25 protein-coding genes are annotated in these 26,207 nt (G+C 66.8%); 14 read left to right on the forward strand and 11 right to left on the reverse strand.

Annotated elements, in window-relative coordinates; genetic code table 11:
• Position 1: 1 nt before the first annotated feature.
• On the reverse strand, positions 2–1,051 hold the full coding sequence (locus JWP90_RS01210) for a biotin/lipoate A/B protein ligase family protein (RefSeq protein ID WP_297358732.1): 1,050 nt from the start codon (positions 1,049–1,051) through the stop codon (positions 2–4).
• Positions 1,052–1,113: 62 nt separating this feature from the next.
• On the opposite strand from JWP90_RS01210, the gene JWP90_RS01215 reads away from it, so the two are divergent.
• The gene (locus JWP90_RS01215; protein ID WP_297358734.1) at positions 1,114–1,737 is read left to right on the forward strand and encodes a histidine phosphatase family protein; all 624 of its coding nucleotides are present in this window, start codon (positions 1,114–1,116) and stop codon (positions 1,735–1,737) included.
• Positions 1,738–1,904: 167 nt separating this feature from the next.
• Here JWP90_RS01215 and JWP90_RS01220 read toward each other — a convergent pair whose 3' ends face one another.
• The gene (locus JWP90_RS01220; protein ID WP_297358736.1) at positions 1,905–2,780 is read right to left on the reverse strand and encodes an alpha/beta hydrolase; all 876 of its coding nucleotides are present in this window, start codon (positions 2,778–2,780) and stop codon (positions 1,905–1,907) included.
• A gap of 106 nt (positions 2,781–2,886) precedes the next feature.
• Here JWP90_RS01220 and JWP90_RS01225 point away from each other — a divergent pair, with 106 nt between their 5' ends.
• From JWP90_RS01225 to JWP90_RS01245, 5 genes are all read left to right on the forward strand, one after another.
• Complete coding sequence (locus tag JWP90_RS01225; RefSeq protein ID WP_367182656.1) at positions 2,887–3,312, forward strand: MarR family winged helix-turn-helix transcriptional regulator; 426 nt, start codon at positions 2,887–2,889, stop codon at positions 3,310–3,312.
• 5 nt (positions 3,313–3,317) lie between these two features.
• Positions 3,318–4,736, forward strand: coding sequence for an MFS transporter (locus JWP90_RS01230; RefSeq protein ID WP_297358843.1), 1,419 nt, complete (start codon positions 3,318–3,320; stop codon positions 4,734–4,736).
• Positions 4,737–5,159: 423 nt separating this feature from the next.
• Positions 5,160–6,080 carry a 2-hydroxyacid dehydrogenase gene (locus JWP90_RS01235; RefSeq protein ID WP_297358741.1) on the forward strand — a complete coding sequence of 307 codons (921 nt, stop codon included), beginning with the start codon at positions 5,160–5,162 and terminating at the stop codon, positions 6,078–6,080.
• A gap of 388 nt (positions 6,081–6,468) precedes the next feature.
• Entirely contained in the window at positions 6,469–7,227 is a 759-nt protein-coding gene (locus JWP90_RS01240) for a FadR/GntR family transcriptional regulator (RefSeq protein WP_297358743.1), read from the forward strand.
• Between the two features lie 51 nt (positions 7,228–7,278).
• Positions 7,279–8,544 carry an alpha-hydroxy acid oxidase gene (locus tag JWP90_RS01245; RefSeq protein WP_297358745.1) on the forward strand — a complete coding sequence of 422 codons (1,266 nt, stop codon included), beginning with the start codon at positions 7,279–7,281 and terminating at the stop codon, positions 8,542–8,544.
• 69 nt (positions 8,545–8,613) lie between these two features.
• Here JWP90_RS01245 and JWP90_RS01250 read toward each other — a convergent pair whose 3' ends face one another.
• Complete coding sequence (locus JWP90_RS01250; RefSeq protein WP_297358747.1) at positions 8,614–9,351, reverse strand: glycosyltransferase; 738 nt, start codon at positions 9,349–9,351, stop codon at positions 8,614–8,616.
• A 153-nt stretch (positions 9,352–9,504) separates the two neighbouring features.
• On the opposite strand from JWP90_RS01250, the gene JWP90_RS01255 reads away from it, so the two are divergent.
• Complete coding sequence (locus JWP90_RS01255; RefSeq protein WP_297358749.1) at positions 9,505–9,684, forward strand: hypothetical protein; 180 nt, start codon at positions 9,505–9,507, stop codon at positions 9,682–9,684.
• Between the two features lie 243 nt (positions 9,685–9,927).
• On the opposite strand, the gene rocD is transcribed toward JWP90_RS01255, so the two are convergent.
• Together rocD and ddaH are read right to left on the reverse strand one after the other, a co-directional pair.
• Positions 9,928–11,352, reverse strand: a complete 1,425-nt coding sequence (gene rocD, locus JWP90_RS01260; RefSeq protein WP_297358751.1) for an ornithine--oxo-acid transaminase — start codon at positions 11,350–11,352, stop codon at positions 9,928–9,930.
• On the reverse strand, positions 11,325–12,185 hold the full coding sequence (gene ddaH / locus JWP90_RS01265) for a dimethylargininase (RefSeq protein ID WP_297358753.1): 861 nt from the start codon (positions 12,183–12,185) through the stop codon (positions 11,325–11,327). Before ddaH ends, rocD begins: the two co-directional genes overlap by 28 nt.
• Positions 12,186–12,365: 180 nt before the next feature.
• On the opposite strand from ddaH, the gene JWP90_RS01270 reads away from it, so the two are divergent.
• Positions 12,366–12,803 carry an Lrp/AsnC family transcriptional regulator gene (locus JWP90_RS01270; RefSeq protein WP_297358755.1) on the forward strand — a complete coding sequence of 146 codons (438 nt, stop codon included), beginning with the start codon at positions 12,366–12,368 and terminating at the stop codon, positions 12,801–12,803.
• Positions 12,804–12,893: 90 nt separating this feature from the next.
• Here JWP90_RS01270 and JWP90_RS01275 read toward each other — a convergent pair whose 3' ends face one another.
• Together JWP90_RS01275 and JWP90_RS01280 are read right to left on the reverse strand one after the other, a co-directional pair.
• Positions 12,894–13,061, reverse strand: a complete 168-nt coding sequence (locus JWP90_RS01275) for a hypothetical protein (protein ID WP_297358757.1) — start codon at positions 13,059–13,061, stop codon at positions 12,894–12,896.
• A 366-nt stretch (positions 13,062–13,427) separates the two neighbouring features.
• Positions 13,428–13,679: a hypothetical protein gene (locus tag JWP90_RS01280; RefSeq protein ID WP_297358759.1), complete on the reverse strand. Its 252-nt coding sequence runs from the start codon at positions 13,677–13,679 to the stop codon at positions 13,428–13,430.
• Between the two features lie 65 nt (positions 13,680–13,744).
• Between JWP90_RS01280 and JWP90_RS01285 the strand changes: the two genes are divergently transcribed.
• The 3 genes from JWP90_RS01285 (at position 13,745) to JWP90_RS01295 (ending at position 15,428) form a co-directional block, all read left to right on the forward strand.
• Entirely contained in the window at positions 13,745–14,494 is a 750-nt protein-coding gene (locus JWP90_RS01285; RefSeq protein WP_297358760.1) for a GTP pyrophosphokinase family protein, read from the forward strand.
• 58 nt (positions 14,495–14,552) lie between these two features.
• On the forward strand, positions 14,553–14,921 hold the full coding sequence (locus JWP90_RS01290; protein ID WP_297358762.1) for a GntR family transcriptional regulator: 369 nt from the start codon (positions 14,553–14,555) through the stop codon (positions 14,919–14,921).
• 114 nt (positions 14,922–15,035) lie between these two features.
• A complete protein-coding gene (locus JWP90_RS01295) occupies positions 15,036–15,428 on the forward strand; it encodes a ChaB family protein (protein WP_297358764.1) in 393 nt (130 codons plus the stop codon).
• Positions 15,429–15,468: 40 nt separating this feature from the next.
• Here JWP90_RS01295 and JWP90_RS01300 read toward each other — a convergent pair whose 3' ends face one another.
• A complete protein-coding gene (locus JWP90_RS01300) occupies positions 15,469–16,860 on the reverse strand; it encodes a DHA2 family efflux MFS transporter permease subunit (RefSeq protein ID WP_297358766.1) in 1,392 nt (463 codons plus the stop codon).
• 134 nt (positions 16,861–16,994) lie between these two features.
• On the opposite strand from JWP90_RS01300, the gene JWP90_RS01305 reads away from it, so the two are divergent.
• Positions 16,995–17,699, forward strand: a complete 705-nt coding sequence (locus JWP90_RS01305) for a hypothetical protein (protein WP_297358768.1) — start codon at positions 16,995–16,997, stop codon at positions 17,697–17,699.
• Here the strand turns inward: JWP90_RS01305 and JWP90_RS01310 are convergent.
• Positions 17,692–21,345 carry a bifunctional proline dehydrogenase/L-glutamate gamma-semialdehyde dehydrogenase gene (locus JWP90_RS01310; RefSeq protein WP_297358770.1) on the reverse strand — a complete coding sequence of 1,218 codons (3,654 nt, stop codon included), beginning with the start codon at positions 21,343–21,345 and terminating at the stop codon, positions 17,692–17,694. The genes JWP90_RS01305 and JWP90_RS01310 overlap by 8 nt on opposite strands.
• Before the next feature lie 153 nt (positions 21,346–21,498).
• Between JWP90_RS01310 and JWP90_RS01315 the strand changes: the two genes are divergently transcribed.
• Complete coding sequence (locus JWP90_RS01315; RefSeq protein WP_297358772.1) at positions 21,499–22,395, forward strand: LysR substrate-binding domain-containing protein; 897 nt, start codon at positions 21,499–21,501, stop codon at positions 22,393–22,395.
• Between the two features lie 166 nt (positions 22,396–22,561).
• On the forward strand, positions 22,562–24,223 hold the full coding sequence (locus JWP90_RS01320) for an NAD(P)/FAD-dependent oxidoreductase (protein ID WP_297358774.1): 1,662 nt from the start codon (positions 22,562–22,564) through the stop codon (positions 24,221–24,223).
• A 112-nt stretch (positions 24,224–24,335) separates the two neighbouring features.
• Here JWP90_RS01320 and JWP90_RS01325 read toward each other — a convergent pair whose 3' ends face one another.
• Entirely contained in the window at positions 24,336–25,136 is an 801-nt protein-coding gene (locus JWP90_RS01325) for a DNA-3-methyladenine glycosylase 2 family protein (protein ID WP_297358776.1), read from the reverse strand.
• 431 nt (positions 25,137–25,567) lie between these two features.
• Entirely contained in the window at positions 25,568–26,152 is a 585-nt protein-coding gene (locus JWP90_RS01330) for an acyl-CoA thioesterase (RefSeq protein ID WP_297358778.1), read from the reverse strand.
• Positions 26,153–26,207: the final 55 nt, after the last annotated feature.

Here is a 26,207-nt window from a genome sequence, read left to right on the forward strand (position 1 = left end):
CTCACGGCACCCGATTCAGCCACGCGTCTGAGGCGAACTTGGACTCCGCCAGGGCATCGGCAGCAGCATATTCCTCAGGTGTTATATCTCCGCTTGTTGCGCCGGTGAGGCTGATGAAGGTGTTCTTCATCCGGTCGATGATCTCCGCGCGGCTCAGACCGGTCTGGCTGCGGAGCGGGTCGACCCGTTTGGCTGCGGACTTGGTGCCCTTGTCGCTGAGCTTCTCGCGGCCGATCCGCAGCACCCGAGCCATCAGCTCGCCGTCCATGTCGTAGCTCATCGTGACGTGGTGCAGGACGGCGCCGTTGCCGAGGCGTTTCTGGGCTGCTCCACCGATCTTCCCTGCCGTGCTCGTGATGTCATTGAGCGGCTGGTAACGGGCATCGATGCCGAGAGACTGCAGTGCAGTCAACACCCAGTCGTCGAGATAGGCGTAGCTGTCGGCGAACGTCATGCCCTGCACGAGTTCCGCGGGCACGTAGAGCGAATAGGTGATCACCTGCCCCTTCTTCATGAGCATGGCGCCGCCGCCGGAGACCCGGCGGACAACCTCGAAGCCGTTTTCTCTGGCCTGTTCGAGGTCGACTTCGTTCTTCACCGACTGGAAACTGCCGATCACCACGGCGGATTCGTCCCACTCCCAGATCCGCAGCGTCGGTCCACGCCGGCCGGCACCGACCTCTGCCGTGAGCACCTCGTCCAGAGCCAGGTGAACCCGTGCTGGAACAGCGTTCGAATGGATCAGGTGCCAGTCGAAATCCTTCCAGTCGGCGGCGCCGACGAGTGACCGTCGGACCGCGGTGCCGACAGCCTCAGGGCTGAAGCCGAGCAGGGTCGCACCGTCGGGAAGCCCTCGGGAGATGGCGGATGCGAGCGACGCGGCATCCGTTTCGACCGGAAGTCCGTTGACGGCCCCGTTGATCGCGTCGAGCGCGGAATCCGGTTCGAGGAAGAAGTCACCGGCGAGCCGGAAATTCGCTATTCGGCCGTCGACGACGTCGAGGTCGACGACGACGAGTTTTCCGCCGGGAACCTTGTACTCACCATGCATGCGTTCAGCCTAGTCTCGCCCGTCCTTGGTGAGACCGGGCCGGGCGGGAGCAGAATGGGTACATGACGACACTCTTCCTGGTCCGGCACGGCGAAACCGTGTGGCACGCAGAACACCGGTACGCAGGAATGGCGGACGTCGAACTTACCGACGAGGGTTTTCGGCAGGCCGAGGCGCTCGCGCTGTGGTCGGCCGATGCCCGGCTCGACGCCGTGTATTCCTCCACCCTGAGCCGCGCCGTGCTGACGGCGGAACCGAGCGCACGGGTTCTCGGCGAGATCGTCGAAACCGACCCTGACCTGTGCGAGGTCGCCTTCGGCATCGGTGAAGGGCGCACTCTCGACGAGTTGCGGCCCGAACATTCGGATGCCGTGAACGCGTTCGAAGCACGCCCAGCCGAGGCCGTGCTGCCAGGGGGTGAGCGCGGGCTGGACGGGATCACCCGTTACCTGCGGGCGTTCGACCGCATCGAAGCAGCCTTCCCCGACGGTCGGGTGCTGGTCTCCTGCCACGGCACTGCGCTGCGCCTCACCCTGTGCGCCATGCTCGGGATCGACCCGAATCGCTACCGGGACCTGATGCCCGTCGTGCAGAACTGTGCGGTGACGGCGATCTCCTATGTCGACGGTGCGGCCCGGCTGTACGCGTTCAACGTGCCGGCTGACGTCGCTGCGCACCGGTACTGAGCCCGCGGCATCATTCACGAGCGCGGGTGGACGGGCGATACGCCGGCGCCGAGTTACCTCAAAAGGTCGTTCCCGCGGGTCAGGAACAGCACTTTCGGGCAACTCAATCGCGGGAACAGCACTGTGGGCCCGATCTCATCGCGGGCTGCCGGGCCAGGCCCGCGGAGTCAGGCCCTCGGTGCGGCGTGCCGGTCCAGCCAGTCCACGAGGTCGGCGATGATCTCGTCGCGGTTGGTCTCGTTGTAGATCTCGTGCCGCGCGCCCGGGTAGATCTTCAAAGTCACGTCGCTGAGTTTCGCCCGCTTCACATACGCGTCGCGAAGCAGCGTCAGGCCGCGGGTGCCGCCGAGCGGATCATCCGCGCCGCCCTGGATGAGCATCGGGATGTCGCGAGGCATTTTCTTCGGCGGACGCCCGAGGAACGCGAACGCCTGCACGGGCGTCCACGCGGGGGTGACGCCAATGTCGAAATTGTGCTCGTCAGCGGTGAACGCTGCCCACACTGCTTCGTCGCGGCTGAGCCACTCGAGACCGGTAGCCGTCGGTGACTTCCACCTTTTGTTGTAGTTCCCTGTGCCGATGACGCCAGGAACGGCGAGCGACGACCCGCTCAGCACGACGGCGTCGTAGATGCTCGTGCGGTTGATGATCTTCTGGCCCATCAGCGAACCCCAACTGTGGGCGAGAAGGACCAGGGGCGTATCGGGGTAGTCGGCTCGGAGCCGTTCCCCCACCAGCTGGACCGATGCGATCGCCGCCTTCGTCGTCTGCTCGCCGAGCTTGCCGACGCCGAGATGGTTCAGCCCGGTCTGCCCGTGGCCGCGGTGGTCGTCGGCGACGACGGTGTACCCGGCGGCGTTGAGGTCCGCGGCGAGCGCCGCATACCGGCGGGCGTGCTCGCCGACGCCGTGGCTCAGGTGGATGACCGCTTTCGCCTCGGTGGCCGGCCATACGTAGTAGTAAATCGTCACCCCGTGCGCGTCGGTGAGGGTCCGCGTTTCGGGCGTCGAGGCATCCGCCCCTGTCTGATCGTCTTCGGCCATTTCCCCAGCGTAGTGAACGAGCTGCACCGGCGCGCGACCGGGTACGTACTTAGCATTGCTAATCAGACCTTTACCTTCGCTAACGAATTTGTTAGACTTGACCTCCGTGGCAAAGACAATTGCGGAGCAGGCGGCAGACCTGCGCATGGGAACCTTCCGGCTTGCTCGACGACTTCGCAACGAACGCGCGAACGACGAACTGAGCGACGGGCAGTTCTCGGTGCTCGGCGGCCTGTACACCCACGGACCCCACACCTTGAGCGGTCTGGCCGAACGCGACCACGTCTCCGCGCCGTCGATGAACCGCACAGTGAACTGTCTCGAGGAATCGGGTTACCTCACCAGGATCACCGACCCGGCAGACAAACGCCGCGTCTCGATCGAACTGACGGATGCCGGAACGGCGATCGTCAAAGAAACCGTCAAGAAGAGAGACGCCTGGCTTCACCACCAGCTGCGGGCCCTCGACCCCACCGACCGAGAAACCCTGGCGAAAGCCGCAGACCTGATGAGGAGACTCGCCACCCAGTGAGTGCAATGTTCCGATCCCTCTCGAGCTACAACTACCGGTTGTGGTTCATCGGCGCGCTCGTGTCGAACATCGGCGCGTGGATGCAGTCCACCGCGCAGAGCTGGGTGGTGCTCACTGTCCTCACCGACAACGATGCCGTCGCCGTGGGCATCACCATGGCCCTCCAGTTCGGGCCGCAGCTGCTGCTCGTTCCGTTCACCGGGCTCGTCGCGGACCGGTTCGACCGACGCAAGATCCTCATGCTGACCCAGTCGGCGTTGATGCTTCTCGGCGTCGGCCTCGGTCTTCTGCTGCTGCTCGGGCACGCCCAACTCTGGCACCTCTACGTCTTCGCCCTCCTGCTTGGCATCGTGAATGCTTTCGACGGCCCCGCGCGACAGACCTTCGTCTCCGACCTCGTTGACGAGCACAACATGTCGAATGCTGTCGCCCTCAACTCGGCCTCGTTCAACGCGGCCAGGATGATCGGACCGGCTCTCGCCGGGCTGCTCATCGTGCTCATCGGATCCGGCTGGGTGTTCATCGTCAACGCCGCCACCTTCCTCGCCGTGCTCTTTGCCCTGTACAAGCTGCGCACGAGCCAGTTACGCGTCCACCCTCGGGCGCCGCGCCAGCGCGGCCAGCTGGCCGAGGGCTTCCGCTACGTCCGGTCTCGGCCCGATCTCCTCGTCATCTTCATCATCGTTTTCATCATGGGCGCGTTCGGCATGAACTTCCCGATCTTCGCGTCGACGATGGCCGTCGAACTCGGCGGCGGCGCCGGAGCGTACGGCCTGCTCTCGTCCATCCTCGCGATCGGCTCGCTCACCGGGGCGCTGCTCGCCGCCCGGCGGGACCGTGCCCGCATGCGGGTGATCATCGCGGCCGTCGGCCTGTTCGCGGTTGCCGCGTTCGTGGCATCCGTCATGCCGACCTTCTGGAGTTTCGGGGCCGCGCTCATCTTCATCGGTTTCGCGACCGTCACCATGCTCACCACGGCCAACGCCTTCGTGCAGACCACGTCGGATGCCGCGGTGCGCGGCCGGGTGATGGCGCTGTACATGGCGGTGCTGATGGGTGGCACTCCCTTCGGGGCGCCGATCGTCGGCGGCATCGCTAACGCATGGGGGCCTCGCTGGGCTCTGGCCGCGGCCGGTGTCGCCGCCCTCTTCGCCTGCGTGTTCGCGTTGACCTGGGCGGTGATGGCCCGGAACCTGCGGCTGCGGCTCCACCCGGACTCCAGGTGGCGGCTCGTCGTCACTCACGCAGGCAAGAAACTGCCGGTGTCATCGATGGTGCCCGAAGACTTCTCCGAGCAGATCGCGCTCACCTCACCGATCTCGCTGCCGGCATTGTCCAGACATCAACCGCGCCCACGGCCCACCGGAGACGGGGACCCGGCGCCCGAAAAGGCTCGCGCGGGTACAACTGCCGAGCGCGGGTGAAACCGCACCAGCGCTCCACACCCGCGGCAGACGTCTGTTCCAATGCCGCGGCGCCGGCCGTACGGGCATGATCACCCGACCCGGCTGAGGAAAACCAGGACACGTTCCAGCAGAAGACTGGTGACCTCCTCGTCATAGGCGGACAGGCTGACGGTGAACAGGTGCTGATCCCCCTGTAGAGGAACAACTCTGCGTCCTCCGCCTCATCGACGAGCGCCCGGCCTCGTCGATGTCACCCGAATCGATGAACTCCGGGTCGGCATCCATGGCGTGGGTCTGCACCGGCACACCGCGCGGCCATGAGTTCCCGAACTCGGAGACGGGAAGGCAGGCGTGGAAAAGGAGAGCTCCCTGGCACCCTCCCGGGTCTGCGCGAGCAGCAAGCCGGCTGCGTCGTCGTTCGGGTTCGCTAGGCTCGACTGCATGACCACTCCGCTCCTCGTCAGTGTTCCGGGCAGGACCCTCCGTGAGGCGATCGGCGACATCGTTGGTGTCGAGTTCGTCCAGTGGGACATGTCCGGGCCTCCTCCCGTCTCGACCATCGACATCGTGATCCCGCCATACATGGGTGCGACGGAGAAGCTCGGGGCCCTCGCCGGAGTCACAACCCGGCTCGTGCAGAGCCAGTCCATCGGATACGACGGAGTCGAGGAGGTGCTGCCGCTCGGCAACGTGTTCGCGAACGCCGCCACGGTCCACGAAACTTCCACCGCCGAGCTGACGCTCGCGCTGATCCTGGCGTCACAGCGCGGCATCCCGGACTTCGTCCGCGCAGCCGGTGAAGGGCGCTGGGCTCCGGCCCGTCATGCGAGCCTCGCGGACCGCACGGTGCTGCTCCTCGGCTACGGGGGCGTCGGCAAGGCGATCGAGGAACGTCTGCTGCCGTTCGAAGTGAACGTCGTCCGCGTCGCCACCGCCGCACGGTCCGACGAGCGTGGCCACATCCACGGGGTCGATGAACTACCCGAGCTGTTGCCCGAGGCCGACATCGTCGTCGTCGGCGTTCCGCTCACTGACGGCACGACCGGCCTCGTCGATGACGCCTTCCTCTCGGTGATGCGCGACGGCGCGCTCCTCGTGAACATCGCCCGCGGCCCCGTGGCCGACACGGACGCGATCCTCCGCCATGCCGGATCTGGGCGACTGCGGTTCGCGCTCGACGTGACCGATCCCGAACCCCTCCCCGACGGGCATCCGCTCTTCGCTCTTCCCACCGTGCTGATCAGCCCACACGTTGGCGGCGCCACCACAGCCATGATGCCGCGGATGGCCCGGCTCGCTCGTGAACAGATTGAACGGATGCAGCGCGGCGACGATCCTGTGAACGTGGTGCTCCGCACCTAGCTGTAGCCGGGCGGCCGATCGGATGCGGTGCGCATGACTCCGCCGGATTCACGGTGCCCTCTCTCTCGATTCTGCCAAGACCCCGTGGTGCGGGTCGGCGCTCCTGTTCCCGGCGGAATTGTGCGCCCCTCCGCAATACGAGCGCGCATCACACGACCTCGGCCCGGCGCTACAGCGGCGCTGCTCCGAACGTCGGTGGCGTCTGCGTGCACAACTCCGCCACGTCACGGCCTGACGGCGTCTCGAGCGGGGAAGAACCGGGGACAGACGCCGAACCACGGACGGGATCGGCGGAGTTGCGCGCGCTAACCGAGGGCGACCCACTCTCGTTGGGCGGCCGATTCTGTATAGACTGTGTGGTCTGACCACACTTGGCGACGGGAGCAGCGTGCCGGACGAACCTCGAGCGTGGCAGGTGGTGCTCGAGTCGATCGAGCGCGACCTGCTCCATGGACGGCTGCGCCCGGGCGATCACCTGCCGGGGGAACGGGCGCTCTCCGCGGCCCTCGGCGTCGGCAGATCCAGTGTGCGGGAGGCTCTGCGCGTGCTCGAGGTGCTCGGGCTCATCCGCACGGCCACCGGGTCCGGGCCGAACTCCGGGGCGATCATCGTTGCCCTGCCAGGCGGCGGCATGTCGGCCCTGCTGCGGCTGCAGGTCGCCGCGACCGGGTTCGCGGTTGCGGACATTGTGAAAACCCGCCTGGTGCTCGAGACCGCTGTCGCCGCCGACCTCGCCGAGGCGTTTCCACGACCGCAGCTCACGGCATCCGTCGACCTGCTCAACATGATGGAGTCACACCCGTACAGCCAGGCGGAGTTTCTCGCCCTCGACGCGCAATTCCACCTGACCCTGGCCGAGGCGTCCGGCAACCAGGTCATCGCCGCGACGATGGCCGGTCTGCGCACCTCGATCGAAAGCTACGCGCGGCAAGGGGCAGCGAGCCTGGCGTCCTGGTCAGACACATCCGCCCGGCTGATGCGGGAGCACCGCGGCATTCTCGCCGCCATCGGGTCCGGCGACGCGGCGCTGGCCCGCACCACCGTGCACTCCCACATCTCCGGCTACTACGCCGAAACGAACCTGCCGTCCCCTCGATCCACCGAAATACCGAACATGGTTCCGGATGCCGCCCCTCGGGGCCCGTGAACAGCCATCTTTGGTATCTCGATCACCGCACCACCACAGGAAGACACTCCCATGATCGAAAGACGAATCCCCAGGGTCCACGACCTCGCGCCGCTGATGCAGTTCAAGAGGCCCGAGTTTCACGCCCGCACCCGCCGGCTGGCCGCAGCGACGAGCATCGCCGACCTGCGCATCATCGCGAAGCGGGTCACCCCGAAAGCGCCATTCGACTACACAGACGGCGCCGCGGAGGGAGAGGTGTCGCTATCCCGTGCGCGCCAGGCGTTCGAGGACATCGAGTTCCACCCGTCGGTGTTGCGCGACGTGTCGCGAGTCGACACCACCCGGGAGGTGCTCGGCAAGACGAGCGCCCTGCCGTTCGGCATCGCGCCGACCGGATTCACCCGCATGATGCAGACCGAGGGCGAGCGCGCAGGAGCGACCGCGGCCGAGGCCGCCGGCATCCCGTTCACCCTCTCCACCATGGGCACGACGTCGATCGAGGATGTCGCCGCCGCAGCACCCGGCGGACGTAACTGGTTCCAGCTCTACATGTGGACAGACCGCGACCGCTCACTGGCCCTCGTCGACCGCGCCCAGGCGGCCGGCTATGACACGCTCATGGTCACCGTCGACACTCCCGTCGGCGGCGCCCGCCTGCGCGACGTGAAGAACGGATTCTCGATCCCCCCTGCTCTCACCCCGAAGACCATCCTCAACGCTCTGCCGCGGCCGGCCTGGTGGATCAACTTCCTCACCACCGAACCGCTTGCGTTCGCGAGCCTCGACCGCTGGTCGGGAACGGTCGCCGCCCTCATCGACACCATGTTCGACCCGACCGTTGGCCCTGACGAGGTCCGCTTCATCCGCGAACAGTGGAAGGGCAAACTCGTGGTCAAGGGCATCCAGTCGGTCGCCGACGCCCGCCTCGCCGTCGAGCTCGGCGCCGACGCGATCATCCTGTCGAACCACGGCGGACGCCAGCTCGACCGGGCACCGATCCCGTTCCACCTGCTGCCCGCCGTCGTCCGCGAAGTTGGCGCTGAGGTGGAGGTCCACCTCGACACCGGCATCATGAACGGGGCCGACATCGTGGCATCCGTCGCCCTCGGCGCGAACTTCACCCTCATCGGCCGGGCCTACCTGTACGGGCTCATGGCCGGCGGGCGCCAGGGTGTCGACCGCGCGATCGACATTCTCTCCGGCGAGATCCGCCGCACGATGAAGCTGCTCGGTGTCGCGAGCCTCAACGAGCTGGAACCACGCCATGTGACCCAGCTGGCCCGGCTGGTGCCGTACGCGCAGCCCACCGGTGACGACGTCCCCTCCCGGCCCTGACCTCTTGTGAACTCGGGCGGACAATCCGCGGTCCAGCCTCTCTGCGAGCACGGACCGCCCGACGTGATCTCAGCGGTTAAGCCGCCGCCGCAGCCGTCCAGGCAGGGCACCGATCCCCCAGAGCGTCACCCGAGCCATCGCTTCGAGCACGATCCCGCCGGTCATCTTCGACTCCCCGAATCGTCGTTCGATGAAGGTGATCGGAACCTCGACGATGCTGAGGCCAGCTTTGGCGGCGTGGAACAGCAGGTCCACCTGGAACCCGTAGCCCTGGCTGTGCACGTCTTCGAGACGGATGCTGCCCAGTGCGCGAGCTGTCAGCACCCGGTACCCGCCCGTCACGTCACGCGGCGACAGGCCGAGGACGATCCGCGAGTAGGCGCTGCCGGCTCGGGACAACAGTTCGCGGTACGCCGGCCAGTTCTCGACACCCCCGCCGGGAATCCAGCGCGACCCGAGCACCACGTCCGCGCCGGCATCCGCCGCGGCGAGCAGCGCAGGCAACTGCTCCGGCTGATGGGAACCGTCCGCGTCCATCTCGACGAGGCGGACGTAACCGCGCTCGAGACCCCAGCGGAACGCTGCCCCGTACGCGCTGCCGAGCCCGGTCTTCCCGGCACGGTGCAGAACGAAAACGGCGTGGTCGGATGCCGCGAGCGCGTCAGCGATGCGCCCGGTGCCGTCTGGAGAGTTGTCGTCGACCACCAGCACGTCGACATCCGGCGTCGCGGCACGCACCCGAGCCACGATGGCGGCGATGTTCCGACGTTCGTTGTAGGTCGGGATGATGACGAGCGTTTCGGCCACGGCATCCCTTCCCCAGCATCGCCCCTGAGGCCGGGCGACATGAGGTCCCAGACTACCGAACGCCGCTCATCATCCTGAGCACAGGCCCGGCGATAAGCGTAAGCGCGATGCGAGCGCGAGCGCGGCGCGAGCGCGACGCCGAGCATGATCGTGATGCCCGCGAGCACAGCGGCGTTGACGGCTGTCGCGGTCATCACACCGACGAGCACGAGCACCACGATCACCGCCACGGATGCCGCGGGGGCGCCGAACTGCGGCCAGCGCGATCGGGGCAACGGGTCGGGGGCGTGCCGGGCGGGATCCGGCAGCCGTTTGCGGCCCATCGAGCACTGAAGAAGCCCGATCGCCATACCGAGTGGCACGACCCCGAACCCGACGTGGAAGCCGAGCGAGCTCTGCAGGATGCCGGTGAGGGCCGAAGAAGCCGCCGAGGTTGATCCCGCGGCAGAAGAGGGAGAATCCGGCCTCACGGACGGCACAAAGCGAAGCGTCGTGAAAGGCGGCAGCCCCGACTCCGACATTCCATGGAACGTGACGGCGACCCGCAACCACGCAGGACGGCCCGTCGAGGCCTAGCTACACACTCCGCAACTCCTCAAGAACCTCTCCGAACTGGCCGATCATCCAGTCCAGGTCGGCTTCGTCGATGACGATCGGCGGGGCGAAGCGGATAGTCGAACCGTGCGTGTCCTTCGCGAGAACGCCCCGTTCCATCAGCCGTTCGCAGACCTCCCGGCCGGTGGCCAGAGCAGGGTCGATGTCGACGCCGGCCCACAGGCCGGCACCGTGCACGTCGACGACGCCGTGCCCGACCAATGCGCCGAGCTTCTCGTGCAGTCGCCCCCCGAGCACCCGCGCCCGCCTCTGGTATTCGCCGCTGGCCAGCATCCGTACGACGGCGTGGCCGACAGCGGATGCCAGAGGGTTGCCTCCGAACGTGGATCCGTGCTGACCCGGCTGAAGCACCCCGAGGATGTCGTCGTTGCCGACGACGGCCGAGACCGGCACGATCCCGCCGCCGAGTGCTTTGCCCAGGAGGTACAGGTCTGGCACGACTCCGACGAGGTCGCAGGCGAACGTCGTGCCGGTGCGGCCAAGCCCTGACTGGATCTCATCGGCGATGAACAGTACTTTCTGCGCGGTGCAGATCGCGCGAACGGCAGGCAGGTATCCCGCCGGCGGCACCCGGACACCGGATTCACCCTGGATGGGTTCGACCAGCACGGCGACGGTGTTCTCATCGATGGCGGCGGCGAGCGCATCCGTGTCGCCATAGGGAACGGTGCGGAAGCCCGGTGTGTACGGGCCGAAGTCCGCGCGGGCGTCGTCGTCGTCCGAGAAACTGATGATGGTCGTGGTGCGGCCGTGGAAGTTGCCGGCCATGACGATGATGTTGGCCTGATCCCGAGCGACGCCCTTCACCCGGTAGCCCCAAGCACGGGCGACTTTGATCGCCGATTCGACGGCTTCGGCGCCCGTGTTCATGGGGAGAACCATGTTCTTGCCGCAGAGTTCGGCAAGCGCATGCGCGAACGGGCCGAGCTGATCGTTGTGGAACGCCCGGCTGGTCAGGGTGACCCGGTTCAGTTGCGTCCGTGCGGCGTCGAGAAGCACAGGGTGGGAGTGGCCGAAGTTGACGGCCGAGTATGCGGCCAGGCAATCCAGGTAACGCCTGCCGGTCACGTCGGTGACCCAGGCACCCTCAGCGGATGCGACGACGATCGGGAGCGGGTGGTAATTGTGCGCGACGACCGCCTCCTCGGCCGCAATAGCCTCCTCCGACGCCTCCGAGATGCCGACGGCGGGGCCGGCCTCCTCAGCCGCTCTCACGGCCCCGACGGCGGCGACGGCATCTGATGGACCCGCGGAGGCATCGGAAGGTCCGGGTGCCGTCGGGCCGCCCTGGGCGGGACCTTGCGATGTCGCCGCCGTTCCCGGCAGAGCTTCCCGCGTCGCCGCCGTCTCCCGCACACTCATCGCCGCAGCTCCAGCGTGCAGCACTTCACTCCGCCGCCGCCGAGCAGCAGCTCGGAGAGGTCCACGCCGATGGGGTTGTATCCGCGTTCACGCAGCTGACGTTCGAACCCAATGGCTCGCGAGGCGATCACGACGTTGAAGCCGTCCGAGATCGAATTGAGACCGAGGATTGAGGCGTCCTCCTCGCTGACGATGATGGCATCCGGGTAGCGGTCCTGAAGGATCGCAAGTGACTTCGCGTCGAACGCCGAAGGCAGGTACGCGATGTTCGCGTTCTCATCGCCCGTCAGCGGGTCGAGCACAGCCAGGGCGGTGTCAAGGTGGTAAAAACTCGGGTTGACGAGGCTGAGTGTGACGACCTCGCGGCCGAACACGGAGGCAACTTCGGAGTGGCTGCGGGATTCACTGCGGAACCCGGTTCCGGCGAGGATCGTGTTGCCGACGAGAAGGAAATCACCTTCGCCCTCGTTGGTGTTCGCCGGAACCCGCAGGTCGAACCCCCGCTCCCGGAACCAGTCCATGTAGGCGGGTCCTTCGGCCTGGCGTTCGGGATAGGTGAAGCTTGCGCCGTAGGCGATGTTGTCGATGACGAAGCCCCCGTTGGCCGAATAGACCATGTCAGGCAGCCCGTCGACCGGGTCGACGAGTTCAACGGTGTGGCCGAGCTCGAGGTAGGTGTCGTACAGCGTCTGCCACTGCGCCAGCGCACGCTTCGTGTCGGTGGGGTTGGTCGGCTCCATCCACGGGTTGATCTTGTACGACACAGTGAAGTGCTCGGGCCGGCACATGAGATAGGTGCGGGGGCTCGGCGTCCTGGTGGCCGAAGCCAGCTGCGCCGCGGTGTCGGTGTTGGTCATGCACGTCTCCATATGAAGGGAAGCGGCGGACACTGTCCTCGAGTCCCTGCCGCAATCCGATCGCGGGGGCACGCCGTGCTCCCAGTCTCGCACGCAACCCACCGAACACGTCTGCCGTCTGGCGCAGAAATCTTGCGTTCAACCGCAGCTAAACGCAACGAAAGCGCCTAGACTACGGTCATGGACAATCTGGATCGCGGGATCATCGACCTTCTGCGTCAGAACGCCCGAGCGGGCTACGGTGACATCGGGCAGGAGATCGGGCTGAGTGCCTCCGCCATCAAACGCCGCGTCGACCGCTTGGTGGCTGACGGTGTCATTCGCGGCTTCACCATCAAGGTGGACCCCGCCGTCGACGGCCTGCACACGGAGGCGTACGTCGAACTGTTCTGCCGCGGAACGGTCGCTCCGGATGAACTGCTCAAGATCCTGTCGGCCGTCCCCGAGGTCGTCGACGCGGGCACGGTCACCGGTGGGGCCGACGCCATCGTGCACATGCGCTCTCGCGACATTCCGAGCCTCGAGGCCGCGCTCGAAAGGGTTCGGAACGCGCCGAACGTTGATCACACCCGGAGCGCCATCGTGCTCTCGCGCCTCATCCACCGCACCTCGGACTGACGACAGCAGGCATGACAAAAGCCACGCCCCCGAGATCTCGGGGGCGTGGCTTCGTTGTTCAGTTGTGCCGGAGCTTTTCCGGGTGGTCGGTTAGAGGCGCTTCTTGCCGGAGAGCGAACGAAGCAAGAAGACGATGACCGCGAGAACCAGCAGCACGACTCCGACCCACAAGAGGAACTGGAGAGACTGCACGAACCCACCGGTAACCAGAAGGATGACTGCAATGACTGCGATGACGATCAGGAGTGTGTTATTCATATCTGGACGCTATCAGCAGCGGACTTTCGGCGGTTTCGAAGCTGGGGGGCCTTGCGGGAGACGTTCGACGACTGCTATGTGATCGGGGATTCCGCTGCCCCGGTGAGGCCGGCGACCCGTGATCCACCGCGCTTCACCGGCATCCGTAGAGCGAAACGTGGGTGCGCGGCGGACCGGATCGGCTCGAGATGATCTGCATCCCGCTTCACCGCGGATGATTCAGGAAGACCTCGAGTAGCTCCAGGCCGGGGTACATCAATCGGGGCGCGGAGGTCGCGCACATCTCAGTTGCGGAGGAACGCAAGCAGCGCATCGTTGAGCTCATCGGCGTGGGTCCCTGCCTTTCCTGCTGCCGATGGGCCTTCATCACGTCGAGTCCTGGAGCGACGCGCTCTCCCCGTGCGGATGCGGCGAACGGGCGCCCTGGCCGCGGAGAAGCTGGGCCAGATTCTCGACCTGGAACGCTGGGGCGCGTTCCGAAGCAGTCTCCGGAAGGTGGCGGCCATGCTGCCAGAGGTCGCAGAAGCTTCCCCGTTCGGACGATGGGACGATCGTCCGAAGGCGTTCTGCGTCGACCCCGGAGCGGTAGCTAGCACGGTATTCGTCACGAAGTTCCATCAGCGGCCGACTGGCAGACTGAAAGACGGCGGTTCCAGACCCGCCACCGGAAGGAACCAGTCGCTATGGCCGACATCCCGCGAGAGTTGAACGACCTTCGTAAACTCACTGACGAGTTCACCCGCTTCATGCTTTCGTACAAGTTCGGCATCGACGAGGTGATGACGAAGCTCAATATCCTCAAGGAAGAGTTCCACCACCGGCACGACTACAGCCCCATCGAACACATCAGCTCCCGGCTGAAATCTCCCGAGAGCATCATGGAGAAAGCGACCCGCAAAGGCTGCGAACTGACGCTCGACGGCATCCGCTCCGGTCTTCACGACATCGCCGGCATCCGGGTCACCTGCAGTTTCATCTCTGACACGTACAAGGTCTGCGAGATGATCTCCGCCCAGCAGGATGTCACCATCCTCGAGGTGCGTGACTACATCCGGAACCCGAAGAGCAACGGCTACCAGAGCCTGCACCTGCTCATCGAGGTGCCGGTGTTCATGTCGGATCATGTGGAACGGGTCAAGGTGGAGGTGCAGATCCGGACCATCGCGATGGATTTCTGGGCGAGCCTCGAGCACAAGATCTACTACAAGTACAACCGCGCCGTGCCCGAGACCCTCCTCGACGAGTTGCGTCAGGCGGCGCAAGCGGCCAGCCGGCTCGACGTCAAGATGGAGCGCCTGCACGACGAGGTGGTCGCGCTCAGCGATGTGGAGGGCGCGGATGACGGAGAGATGGAACCGGCGGACGCCGGGCGTTCGGAACTGCCTGACGCCCTGGTGAGGATGCTCAGCGCGTCGCGCATCGAACGGTCCTGACGAGCGTTGCGTGGGCCCGATTGTATTGCTACAGTGACCTGAGCCAAGGGAGAGGGTCATGACCCCACGATTCGTGATCGACTCGAGTTCGCCGGTTCCGCCGTTCGAGCAACTCCGGCAACAGGTGATCGACGGGGCGCGGGCGGGCGAACTGGTGCCGGGAGACAAACTCCCGACGGTGCGTGGGCTGGCAGAAGAACTCGGCCTCGCCGCGAACACGGTCGCCCGCGCGTACCGAGAGCTGGAGCACGACGAGGTCATCGAAACCCGGGGGCGCAAGGGATCGTTCCTCGCCGCCTCGGGCGATGTCGGGCACCAGCAGGCTCAACTCGCTGCGGTCACCTACGCAGACCGGGTCAGGTCGCTGGGGTTGGATGCCGGCGAGGCACTGTCCATCGTGAAGGCGGCTCTCGGCATCCGTTCCTGACCGCGTGGATGGAGCACCCCTTGCCGGGGTCCGTCGTGCCGCGTACGGTTGCAGACCGACAGGGCCCTGAGGCCCGGGTACCGAGGTGACAACGCCCACCAGGGAGGGAGGATCTTGCCAGCGTCGGAAGAGATGCCGTCGACGATCGCCAGATCGCCGAAGCATGCCCAGGAAATCTGGTCCAGGGCCCATGACTCGGCTGTCGAGAGCTATGGCGAGGGCGAACGCGCCCACCGCACCGCTTTCGCTGCTCTCAAGCATGAGTACGAGAAGATCGGCGACCATTGGGAGAAGAAGGAGCGCTCCGGGCCGTCCGATGACAAAGCCGCAGGCACCGTCGGGTCACCGGGCGACAGCCAGGAGGGTGTCGATGCGAATGCGTCCAAGGCGCACCTGCTCGACATCGCGAAGCGGCTGGACATTCCGGGACGCTCCTCGATGAAGAAGGGCGAGCTGGTCGACGCCATCAAGAAGGCGAACCGCAGAGCAACCGCCACGAGTCGCTGACCTCTCGCTACACGGGCCACGCAGGTCAGGCCGCCGAGGATCAGGCGGGGAGAGCCGGTTCCTCCGCGAGCGACGGGTTACGGATGCCGGCGAAGGAGACGATACCGCCGAGGATCAACGCGATCGCCGTCGCGATCATCGCCCGGTGGAACCCGGTCAGGTCGAGCGTCGTGCCGAGGATCAGACCGGCGCAGGCAACAGCGACGAGACCGGCGACACGAGCAACGGCGTTGTTGATCGCCGACCCGATTCCTGCCTGGCTGGAGTCGATGGCGCCCAGAATCGCGCTCGTGAGCGGCGCGACGGTGATCGACAGTCCGATGCCGAAGAGCACCAGGCCGGGCAGCAGCTCGAGCCAATAGTTGATATCCCGGCTCACAGCGAGCATGAGAAGGAAGCCGAGACCGCCGACGATCGGACCGATCGTCATGAACAGTCTGGGCCCCAGCTTGCCGGCGAGCGCGCCGATCCGGCTCGACAACAGGAGCATGACGATGGTCGGCGGCAGGGTGGCGAGCCCCGCAAGAGTGGCCGGCCAGCCTGCCACCTGCTGCAGGTAAATCGCAATGACGAAGAAACCGAAGCCGAGAGCGCCGTAGATGAACACGGTTGCGACGTTGCCTGCCGAGAAGTTCCGCGAGTTGAACAGGGAGAGCGGCATCATCGGGTCCCGGGCGCGGCCCTCCCACCACAGGAACAACCCGAAAGCGACGACCCCGACGACGAGGGGAATCCAGACGACCGGGCTCCCCCAGCCGAAGCGTGCCTGTTCGATGAGTGCGAACACCGGCCCGCCGAGCCCGATCGCGCCGAGCACCGCGCCGACGACATCGACCCTGGGGCGGTTCGTGAGCGCAGGCTGCTTCTCCATCTTGAGCAGCAGCCAGAGGGTGACGGCGATCGGCAGCACGTTGATTCCGAACACGAGCCGCCAGGACACGGTGTCGACGAGGAACCCACCGAGCAGTGGGCCGATGATCATGGCTGTGCCGGTCCACGCCGTCCAGGTGCCGATGGCTTTCGCCTGCGCCTGCCCGGAGAAGGTGGAGATGATGATGGCGAGCGAACTCGGCACGAGCAGCGCCGCCGTCGCACCTTGCAGGGCACGCACCACGATGAGGAACACCGCACTGGGGGCGATCGCGCAGAGGAGCGAGGTCACCCCGAATCCGACCAGGCCGACAGCGAGAATGCGAACGCGGCCGAAGGCATCCGACAGCGAACCGGCGAGCAGGATGAACGCGCCGAGGGTGAGCAGGTACGCGTCGACCAGCCACTGCTGAACTGGCAGGCCGCCGCCGAATTCACGGGTGATGGCGGGCAGCGCCACATTGATGATCGTCCCATCGAGGAACGCGACGAACGAAGCGAGGATCGCGACGAGCAGTACGATGCGCTGCGTGGCCGTTTCGGTGCGAGGGACGGATGCCATGACAACCAGTATGCGCGTGGTGCCACGTGCTCGCAGCCCTCTTCAAACCGGGCGAATGGACTCTGTGAAGCGTTTTGGTGGACAAGACCCACGCTTTCCACAAGGATGTGGTCAACTCAAGCGAGGAGTGTCACATGAAGAGGCTTCCACCCTCCCGCATCCGCCGGGCGCGCACTGCGCTGGGTCTCGACGACCCACGGCTTCTGGGCCTGCTCGGTTTGTTCTGGCTGGCCACAGCGGTACACATCCTCTTGCACCTCACCCGGCGTGTGGTCGACGTGCCGCGGAACCGCCTCTTCGACCTCGCGACCGAGGGCGGTTACGGCGAGCACTTCTTCCAGACGCTGACCGGATGGTGCGCCCTTCTCCTTGTGCTCATCGCCGTTCGCACCCGGGAGTGGGTCTGGCTCGCCTGGGCGGGCTTCGTCCTGTATCTCTTCGCCGACGACTACCTCACACTGCACGAACGCATGGGCGTGTGGATCGCGGAACACGCTCCTGCCGGCCTGGTGTCAGACCATATCGGCGAAGCGCTCTGGTTGCTAGGCGTTGGCCTGGTCATGCTCGTCGCTGTAGCGATCGCCTACCGGTTCTCGTCGGCCGATGTCCGACGAACCATGCTGATCGTTGCGGCACTGTTCGCCTTGTTGGCACTCTTCGGCGTCGGGGTGGACATCATCCATAGCCTGCTCGACGAGTTGCCCTTCTCCGACGCGCTGTTCATCGCGCTCGAGGACGGCGGCGAGATCGCCGTGATGAGCTTGATCGTGGTCTACCTGGTGTCCCTCGCCTTCCCGGAGCGCGCCTTTCTGCCAGCGGAGACCGCGCAGCCTAAATGACGTCGTCACTCCACGGGTCGGGGTTGCCGAAGCGGTGAACGGTGATCGACACCGCCTGCTCGTGCAGGAACGGCAGCAGTTCGATCCGCCCTGACTGCGTCACGGCGCCGGAGTAGATCGCGAGGTCCGGGTTGCCATTGGCCGCGCTCGCCAGTGCCCGGTGGAGTTCGATCCGGGACTCGTTCCCACCGACCAGACGCACCCGCGGCACATCCCCCGCTGCCGTGCGGGCGACCCACTCTTCGTCGGATTCCACGAGAACCGCAACGTTCATGTCTCCGAGGACACCACGGACGGCCGTCGGCAGGCTGGATGCCACGCTCAGCGAGAACGACGACCGCGCACGCACAGCGGCGAGCGCGATGCGCAGCACTTCACCCAGGTCGGCGTCAGCCGTCGCCCGGATGGCTACCGGCACCGGACGGTAGCGGAAAAGGTTCCGCTCGACCGGGATGCCTGATGCGTCCTTCGTCTCGCCGTACTCGTTGCCCCACGCGATGGCATCCGATAGTGCCGACCTGCGCAGCACATCGAATTCTTCGTACTCGAGGGACGGTTGGGCTGCTTCGATGAGGGCGGTGACCCTGCGGTCCAGCCCACGCAGGTGCAGGGTCTTGCTGCTCGATCCGGTGTCGGGAATCCATGACCCCAGCGTGAGGAGGTAATTCGGCCCGCCGGCTTTGGCGCCAGCGCCGACGGATGAACGCTTCCAGCCGCCGAATGGCTGGCGTTGCACGACGGCTCCGGTGATGCCGCGGTTGACGTACAAATTGCCGGCTTCGACGGTGCCGAGCCATTCGGAGAGTTCCTCCGGGTCCTGCGTGTGCAGCCCCGCGGTGAGCCCGTAATCGATGGCGTTGGTGAACCGGATCGCCTCGGTCAGGGAGGAGGCGTGCATCACGCCGAGGACGGGGCCGAAGAATTCGGTCAGGTGGAAGTACGATCCGGGGGCGACTCCTGACCGGATGCCAGGTGACCAGAGCCGGCCGGTGTCGTCCAGTTTCCTGGGCTGGACCAGCCACTTCTCGCCAACGGCGAGTTCGGTGAGGGCGTGCAGCAGTTTGCCTTCGGCCGGTTCGATGATCGGCCCCATCTGGCTGGTCGCGTCCTCCGGGTAGCCCACCCGGAGCGACGTTGCGGCGTCCACGAGCTGGCGGTGGAACCGCTCGCTCTTCGCGACCGATCCGACGAGGATGACGAGGCTGGCGGCCGAGCACTTCTGCCCGGCATGCCCGAAGGCGCTTCTTACGACGTCGGCGACGGCGAGGTCGAGGTCGGCGCTCGGGGTGACGATGATCGCGTTCTTGCCGCTGGTCTCCGCGAGGAGCGGCAGATCAGGGCGCCAGGACCTGAACAGGTCTGCCGTCTCCCACGCACCGGTGAGGATCACCCGGTCGACGGCGGGATGTGAGACGAGTTGCTTGCCGAGTTCCCGCTCGTCGAGCGAAACGAGGGTGAGCAGTTCCTGCGGGATACCGGCCTCCCAGAGCGCCTCGGCCAGGACCGCTGCAGACCGGCGGGCCTGGTGGGCGGGCTTGAGGATGACACCGGAGCCGGCCGCGAGGGCGGCGAGCACTCCTCCGGCAGGGATGGCGACGGGGAAGTTCCACGGCGGGGTGACCACGGTCAATTGCGACGGCACGAACCGGGCACCGCGCACCGCGTCGAGTTCGCGGGCCTTGGCGGCGTAGTAGTGGGCGAAGTCGATCGCCTCGCTCACCTCAGGATCGGCCTCGGCGATGGTCTTCCCTGTTTCGGATGCCATCACCTCGATCAGGCGGTCACGGTTGGCCGCGAGCGCCAGCCCGGCCCGATCGAGGACTGCGGCACGGTCGGCTGCCGGAAGCACGCCCCACGCAGCGCCGCGGTCACGCACCCCTTCGACGATGTAGTCGAGGGTTGCGGCATCCGACACCGTGCACTCGGCGACGGTGCGGTTGCCGAGCTCGCTGCCAGGAACCCGCGCGAGGATGCGACCGGCCCAGGCGCGGTTGGCGGGGAGCGACGGGTCGGTGTCCCGGCTGTTGACGAAGCCGGGGGCGCCGAGGTCGGTGGCCGGGATCGTGTTGAGGGTGGTGGTGTCGAAGACGCGAACCGTGTCGAACGGCGATTCCTGCTTCGAGCCGCGGGACAGCCCGAGGACCTGCTGTGTCATGCCGAGATCCTCCGACTCGGCCTTGGTGAAGCTGTCCGGGGAGGTCGGGGGCATGAGTTCGCGCGCCGGCGCGAGCGTCCACTCGGTTTCGCGGTTCTGGGTGCGTCGAGGGCTCGGCATCTCGTGCGGGGTCGCCTCGAGCTGGGCGGCGGAAGCGAGGAAGCGCTGTTCCTCACGCTCGAACAAGATCTCGTTCTCGTTGAGCTCGAAGACGGCAGACATGAAGTTCTCCTGCGACGCGTTCTCTTCCAGCCGCCGGATCAGGTACGAGATGGCGACGTCGAACTCTTTCGGGTTCACTACCGGTGTGTACAGCAGCAGGTTGCCGACGTCTCGCTTGACGGCGGCCGCCTGACCTGTGGCCATCCCGAGCAGCATTTCGAACTCCACGCCGCCTGTCACTCCGCGGTCCTGCGCGAGCAGCCAGGCGAAAGCCAGGTCGAACAGGTTGTGGCCGGCGACACCGATGCGCACGTTCGCCGTTCGTTCCGGGGTCAGCGACCACATCAACACGCGCTTGTAGTTGGCATCCGTGTCCTGCTTGGAGTCGTATGGGGCGGTCGGCCAGTCGTGGATGGCGGCGTCGACGCCCTCCATGGCGAGGTTCGCACCCTTCACCAGGCGCACCTTGATCGGCGCCCCACCGGATGCGACCCGCTCGGCGGCCCAGTCCTGCAGCGTCTGCATTGCGGCCAGCGCGTCGGGAAGGTATGCCTGCAGCACGATTCCGGCCTGAAGGGTCTTCAGCTGCGGCTGGTCGAGGATCCGGGTGAAGGCGGCGACGGTGAGGTCGAGGTCGCGGTATTCCTCCATGTCGAGGTTGATGAACTTTTCGGTATCCGCGCCGGCCGCCAGCTCGTAGAGCGGGGTGAGGCGCTGGACGACGCGGTCGACGGCGTCATCGAACGACCACATCGACAACTGCGAGGCGATCGCCGATACCTTGATCGATACGTAATCCACGTCGGGCCGAGCGAGCAGTTCGTGGGTGCCTGCCAGACGTTTGGCTGCCTCCCGTTCGCCGAGCACCGCCTCCCCGAGCAGGTTGAGGTTGAGCCGGGAGCCCTCCTCGCGGAGGTGTTCGATGGCTGGACCGAGTTTGGCTGGGGTGGCGTCGACGACGAGGTGACCGACCATCTCGCGGAGAACGCGCCGGGCGGCGGGGATGACCACCCATGGGATCACCGGTCCGAGGATGCCGCCGGCCGTGATCGCGGCTCGGAGGTACCAGGGCAGGAATGCGGGGGTGAGCTTCGCGACCCGCTGCAGGTTGTAGCCCGCGACGAAGAGGTCCTCCGGCCGCATCACACCGTCGACGAAGCCGACGGTGAAGGCCAGGCCGTTCGGGTCCTTGAGCACCTCAGCGAGGCGTTGGGCGGCTGGGTCGACGGGAGCACCAGCGCTCTCGTCCACCCACTTACGGGCGAGGCTGACGGCATCCGTCGCGAGCTGGATGGCGCTCAAATCGGCGCCGGCCGAGGTGTGAGGCATGTTCACGAGACTATTCCCTCTCCGGGTGCTGGGCGGTGAGCATGGCGGCGGTTGCGCTAACTCCCAGTCTCAGTGTGCGCGCCCGCTTCGATTCAGAAAAGCGAATCTTTCTGAAGGATATTGGTCGGCTTTTCTGACGAGTACGCTGGCGGCATGCTCGATATGAGAAGGCTCCGCCTCTTGCGTGAACTGCAGTTGCGCGGCACGCTCGCCGAGGTGGCCGAAGCGTTGTCGTACAGTCCATCATCGGTGTCGCAGCAGCTTGCTCAGCTGGAACGCGAGGCGGGCGTCAGACTGCTGGAGAAAAGCGGTCGCCGGGTGCAACTCACCCCGCAGGGCGAACTGCTGGCGACTCGGGCGTCTGAACTCCTCGACGGGCTCGAACGGGCGGAGGCGGAGCTGGCTACCTCCCTCGACGCGGTCGCCGGCACCGTACGGCTGGCCGTGTTCCAGTCGGCCGCGCACGCGGTGATCCCCGAGGCGCTTTCCTTTCTGCGGGTGAAGCACCCGCAGTTGCGGGTCGAGATCGTCGAGCGGGAACCAGAAGCCGGATTGTTCGACCTGGCCGCGCGAGACTTCGATCTCGTGCTCGCCGAGCAGTACCCAGGGCACACCCGGCCGCACCTGGCCGACCTTGATCGGGAGTTCCTCGCGACGGACGTGCTGCGACTGGCGTTACCGCCGGCATCCGATGCCGTGTCTCTGATGGATGCGTCGGCTCTGCCTTTCGTGATGGAACCGGAGGGTACCGTCGCGCGGCTCTGGGCCACGCAGCTGTGCCGGGCGGCCGGGTTCGAGCCTGACGTGCGGTTCGAAACGGCGGACCTCATCGCGCACATCCGGTTGATCGAGTCCGGCAATGCGGTCGGCATGCTGCCAGACCTGGTCTGGTCAGGCCGGAACCCGGCACTGCGCCTGATCGACCTGCCTGGCACGCCGTCGCGCACAGTGTTCACCTCTGCCCGGCGGGTGAGCGCGGCGCGGCCGGCCGTCACCGCCGTGCGAGCTGCACTGGCGCGGGCGACCGGGTTCCTCCTGCGCCCGACCTGAGCGGAGCAACTCGGCCCGCTCAGCCGCGGCGGTTGCGCATAACTCCGCCAATACCTTCGGGTCCGCCGGAACTCCCGCGAGCACCCACGCTCAGCCGCCTTGTGAGCTCTGAGCTGGCGGAGTTGTGCGCACCGCGCCGCGTCTGCCGTCATGGAAGAATCGCAGCATGACGACACCCCCGAGCTACGACGCCATCATCGTCGGCGGAGGCCACAACGGCCTCGTCGCCGCGGCCTACCTCGGCAAGGCCGGCAAGAAGGTGCTGCTCCTCGAACGACTGGATGCCGTCGGCGGCGCCGCCGTCTCCGCCCAGGCGTTCGAGGGGGTCGAGGCTTGGCTTTCCCGCTATTCCTACCTGGTCAGCCTGCTGCCCGCTCGGATCATCGAAGATCTCGGGCTCGACATCACGCTCGTCCGCCGCCGGTACTCCTCGTATACCCCGGACCCGGCCGACCCGACCCGCGGTCTTCTCGTCGACAATGAGGACCCAGCAGCAACCGAGGCGTCCTTCACACGAATCGGCGCCCCCGCTGACGAATTCCAACTCTTCGAGCAGTTCTACGAGCACTGCCGCCGGCTCACCGAGGTGTTGTGGCCGACGATGACGGAGCCCTTGCCGACCCGCTCTGAGGCGAAGCGTATGGTGACGGATGCCGGTGGCGCGAGCGAGTGGGAAGCGATGATCGAGAGCCCCATCGGTGACGTCATCCGCCACCTGCACACCGACCTCGTCCGCGGCGTCCTCCTCACCGACGCCCTCATCGGCACCTTCGCCCGTGCGGACGACGAGGACCTTCAGCAGAACATCTGCTTCCTCTACCACCTGGTCGGCGGCGGCACCGGCGACTGGGACGTCCCGGTAGGCGGGATGGGCGCCGTGTCGAGCGAACTCGCGCGGGCGGCCCGGAACGCCGGAGCCGAACTGAAAACCAATGCTGAGGTGGGCGCGATCGACCCGGCAGGCACGGTTCGTTACTCGGTGGACGGGATCGACGTCGAGGCATCCGCGACCTGGATCCTCGCGAATGTCGCTCCCTCCACTCTCGGGAAGCTCGTCGCCGCGGGAACCACGGTGTCCTACGGGAGGGAGCAGCTCGCCGCCGGCGAACCGTCGGCTGGGGTATTCGAGGCACGGCCGTTCGCCGCCGAACAGAACCCGAACCATCTCCGCGAGGGCGCGCAGGTGAAAGTGAACCTGCTGCTGAAGCGCCTGCCTCGGCTGCGCGACGAAACCGTGAGCCCCGAGGCAGCGTTCGGCGGGACGTTCCACATCAACGAAACCTGGACGCAACTCGACGACGCATACTTCGCAGCCGCTGGGGGCGACATCCCCCACCCGCTGCCGTGCGAAATCTACTGCCACTCCCTCGCCGACCCGACCATCCTCGCTCCGGAGTTGCGGGAGGCCGGCGCGCACACGCTGACCGTGTTCGGGCTGCACGTGCCGTCACGTCTCGTCGATGCCTCGAACAACGACGAGATGCGCTCCCGGCTGCAGGCCGCCGTGCTCGAGTCACTCAACTCGGTGCTCGCAGAACCGGTCGAGGACATACTGATGACGGATGCCGCCGGGCAGCCGTGTATCGAGACCAAGACGACGCTCGACATCGAACGGGCGGTCGGAATGCCGGGGGGCAACATCTTCCACGGCGGGCTGGACTGGCCGTTCCTCGAGGACGACGCTCCCACGGGCACGCCTGCCGAGCGCTGGGGGGTGGCGACGGGGCATCCGCGAATCGTGCTCTGCGGCTCTGGCGCACGGCGCGGTGGGGCGGTGTCCGGGATTGGCGGGCACAACGCGGCAATGGCGGTGCTCGAGAGCGAGTAGTCAGCGCCTCTTCACCCGTTGCGGACGATTTCACGCGGCGCGCCGGGTGCTCCCGTCCGCACCGCGTGACGAGACGCCCGAGGGCAGCGGTCGCCAGGGCACCGGGCTCGGGTCAGTGCCTGCGGTGGTCCTGGATCGTGATCCGCGGCCCACGCCGCGGTTTGGCAATACCACTGAGCAGGATCAGCCGCAGCACACGCTGACGCTGCCCGGCCCACGGCGACAGGAGTTCGAGCATGGCGTCGTCGTCCACCGGTGAACCGGTCAGGGCCATGCCGACGGTCGAGGCGAGGTGGTAGTCGCCGACGCTCACTGCATCCGGGTCCCCGTGTGCCCTGCTGGTCACTTCGGCGGCCGTCCACACGCCGATCCCCGGCAGGCTGCGCAGCCGAACGGATGCCTCGGCCGCCTCATCGACGACGTCACCGGTTCCGGTGACCGTGCGCTCGAGCGCGACTGCCACTCGTGACGCGCGGACCGCCGACTCCGAGCGCTGCGGGCCTACGCCCGCGGTGTGCCACTCCCAACTCGGGATGAGTCGCCAGGTGTCCGCTGCGGGTGCGACCATCATGCCGTCGGGCGCCGGGCCGGGCGCCGGCGAGCCGTGCTTCCTGACCAGCAGCCGCCAGGCCGCCCAGGCTTCGACGACCGTCACCTTCTGCTCGAGGATGGCGGGCAGAAGCATCTCGAAGACGAGCCGGTTGCGGCCGAGCCTCAGCCCGGGATTGCGGCGGCGCACCTCGGTGAGCAGCGGGCTCGGGGACAGGTCGATGTCGTTCCAGTCGTCCCGCGCGCCGAGAAGTTCGGGCACCCCGTCGATCGCCCACTCAGCACCCGGTCCCCACGCGGTCGCGTTGACCCCGCCCGAGTCCTGGTCGAGGTGCAGCGTCGCGGGCCCGGTGGGCGTGCGCATCGTGATCCAGGCGCCCATCGCGGTGCGCCGGAAGCATGGCCCGTCTCCCCCACGAGCCAATGGAATGAGAATCCTGTGCAGCTGGAGCGGATGCCGCGGAGCGTACCGAGCGCGACACACCGGCGCCCCGGAGCCGACCGATTCGTGTGGCGCGGTGCGGGGTGCGGCGATGCGGGGTGCGGCGATTGCGTCCATCGAGTTCACCCTACGTCAGCGGAACCGACACTCCCATCTGCGCTCCTCGCGGTGCGACGACAGAAAGGGTCGAGTTTATCGACGGATAGCAGCCGTTTCAGTCGCAGCAACGCCGCGTGCAGCCATTTCTGTCGCAGCAACGCCGCGCACGTCAGCGGGCGGCGCGATCGTGCCGTGAGGTCGGGCGCCCATGGCGCCGGTGCGCGATCCCGCCGACCGCGCCGGGCGGCCGAGCCTCAGCGCGGGTCGACCGGCACGGCACCCGGCCACTCGCTCGGCGCGGGCGCCGATGTCGACGGCAGGGCGACATCCCTTCCCCACCGCACCTGCCACTCCGGCAACCGCAGATCGGGCGGTACCGTGCCGATGGCGTCGATGAGTTCGGCGACCGAGACGGTTCCGCCACGCCTCTTGAGGAATCGCGCCCGAATCACCGCCTGAGCGTAGATCTCACCGTTGACGACGATGCGCTGCTCGACGAAGACCGCTTTGTCGTCGTAACCGGACACCCGAGTCTCGACGACGAACTTCTGCCACAGCGTCAGCGACTTGCGGAAGGTGATCGTCTCGGAGACGACGACCGGGTACCAGCCGCGGCCCCGCAGGATGTCCCAGATTCCGTTGCGGATGAGCAGGTCGAACCGGCCGAGGTCGAGCACCGACAGATACACCCCGTTGTTCATGTGGCGGTTGAGGTCGAGGTCCGTCGGCAGGGTGCGCATCGCGAGTCGGCCGACGTCATAGTGCCCGATCGGGGTGCCCCGCCGCCCTGCCCGTGGGGAACGCCAAAACAGAAGCAGGGTGCGGAAGATCATGTGCATTCGACGGATGCTACGCGGTTCGCGGCGGCGAGGCATCCGCGCTGTAGAGGAAGGA

The sequence above is a fragment of the Mycetocola sp. genome (genome assembly GCF_025464835.1).
Lineage (GTDB): Bacteria > Actinomycetota > Actinomycetes > Actinomycetales > Microbacteriaceae > Mycetocola_A.

What these genes read in the sequence shown, in the direction of transcription:
- JWP90_RS01275 (WP_297358757.1), bottom strand. Translation starts at nt 13,061, where the DNA reads ATGAATAACACACTCCTGATCGTCATCGCAGTCATTGCAGTCATCCTT.
- JWP90_RS01235 (WP_297358741.1), top strand. Translation starts at nt 5,160, where the DNA reads ATGACCACTCCGCTCCTCGTCAGTGTTCCGGGCAGGACCCTCCGTGAG.
- ddaH (WP_297358753.1), bottom strand. Translation starts at nt 12,185, where the DNA reads ATGACCAACACCGACACCGCGGCGCAGCTGGCTTCGGCCACCAGGACG.
- JWP90_RS01315 (WP_297358772.1), top strand. Translation starts at nt 21,499, where the DNA reads ATGCTCGATATGAGAAGGCTCCGCCTCTTGCGTGAACTGCAGTTGCGC.
- JWP90_RS01330 (WP_297358778.1), bottom strand. Translation starts at nt 26,152, where the DNA reads ATGCACATGATCTTCCGCACCCTGCTTCTGTTTTGGCGTTCCCCACGG.
- JWP90_RS01310 (WP_297358770.1), bottom strand. Translation starts at nt 21,345, where the DNA reads ATGCCTCACACCTCGGCCGGCGCCGATTTGAGCGCCATCCAGCTCGCG.
- JWP90_RS01270 (WP_297358755.1), top strand. Translation starts at nt 12,366, where the DNA reads ATGGACAATCTGGATCGCGGGATCATCGACCTTCTGCGTCAGAACGCC.
- JWP90_RS01210 (WP_297358732.1), bottom strand. Translation starts at nt 1,051, where the DNA reads ATGCATGGTGAGTACAAGGTTCCCGGCGGAAAACTCGTCGTCGTCGAC.
- JWP90_RS01280 (WP_297358759.1), bottom strand. Translation starts at nt 13,679, where the DNA reads ATGGAACTTCGTGACGAATACCGTGCTAGCTACCGCTCCGGGGTCGAC.
- JWP90_RS01215 (WP_297358734.1), top strand. Translation starts at nt 1,114, where the DNA reads ATGACGACACTCTTCCTGGTCCGGCACGGCGAAACCGTGTGGCACGCA.
- JWP90_RS01230 (WP_297358843.1), top strand. Translation starts at nt 3,318, where the DNA reads ATGTTCCGATCCCTCTCGAGCTACAACTACCGGTTGTGGTTCATCGGC.
- JWP90_RS01285 (WP_297358760.1), top strand. Translation starts at nt 13,745, where the DNA reads ATGGCCGACATCCCGCGAGAGTTGAACGACCTTCGTAAACTCACTGAC.
- JWP90_RS01255 (WP_297358749.1), top strand. Translation starts at nt 9,505, where the DNA reads ATGCCCGCGAGCACAGCGGCGTTGACGGCTGTCGCGGTCATCACACCG.
- JWP90_RS01325 (WP_297358776.1), bottom strand. Translation starts at nt 25,136, where the DNA reads ATGCGCACGCCCACCGGGCCCGCGACGCTGCACCTCGACCAGGACTCG.
- JWP90_RS01305 (WP_297358768.1), top strand. Translation starts at nt 16,995, where the DNA reads ATGAAGAGGCTTCCACCCTCCCGCATCCGCCGGGCGCGCACTGCGCTG.
- JWP90_RS01300 (WP_297358766.1), bottom strand. Translation starts at nt 16,860, where the DNA reads ATGGCATCCGTCCCTCGCACCGAAACGGCCACGCAGCGCATCGTACTG.
- JWP90_RS01245 (WP_297358745.1), top strand. Translation starts at nt 7,279, where the DNA reads ATGATCGAAAGACGAATCCCCAGGGTCCACGACCTCGCGCCGCTGATG.
- JWP90_RS01220 (WP_297358736.1), bottom strand. Translation starts at nt 2,780, where the DNA reads ATGGCCGAAGACGATCAGACAGGGGCGGATGCCTCGACGCCCGAAACG.
- JWP90_RS01320 (WP_297358774.1), top strand. Translation starts at nt 22,562, where the DNA reads ATGACGACACCCCCGAGCTACGACGCCATCATCGTCGGCGGAGGCCAC.
- JWP90_RS01290 (WP_297358762.1), top strand. Translation starts at nt 14,553, where the DNA reads ATGACCCCACGATTCGTGATCGACTCGAGTTCGCCGGTTCCGCCGTTC.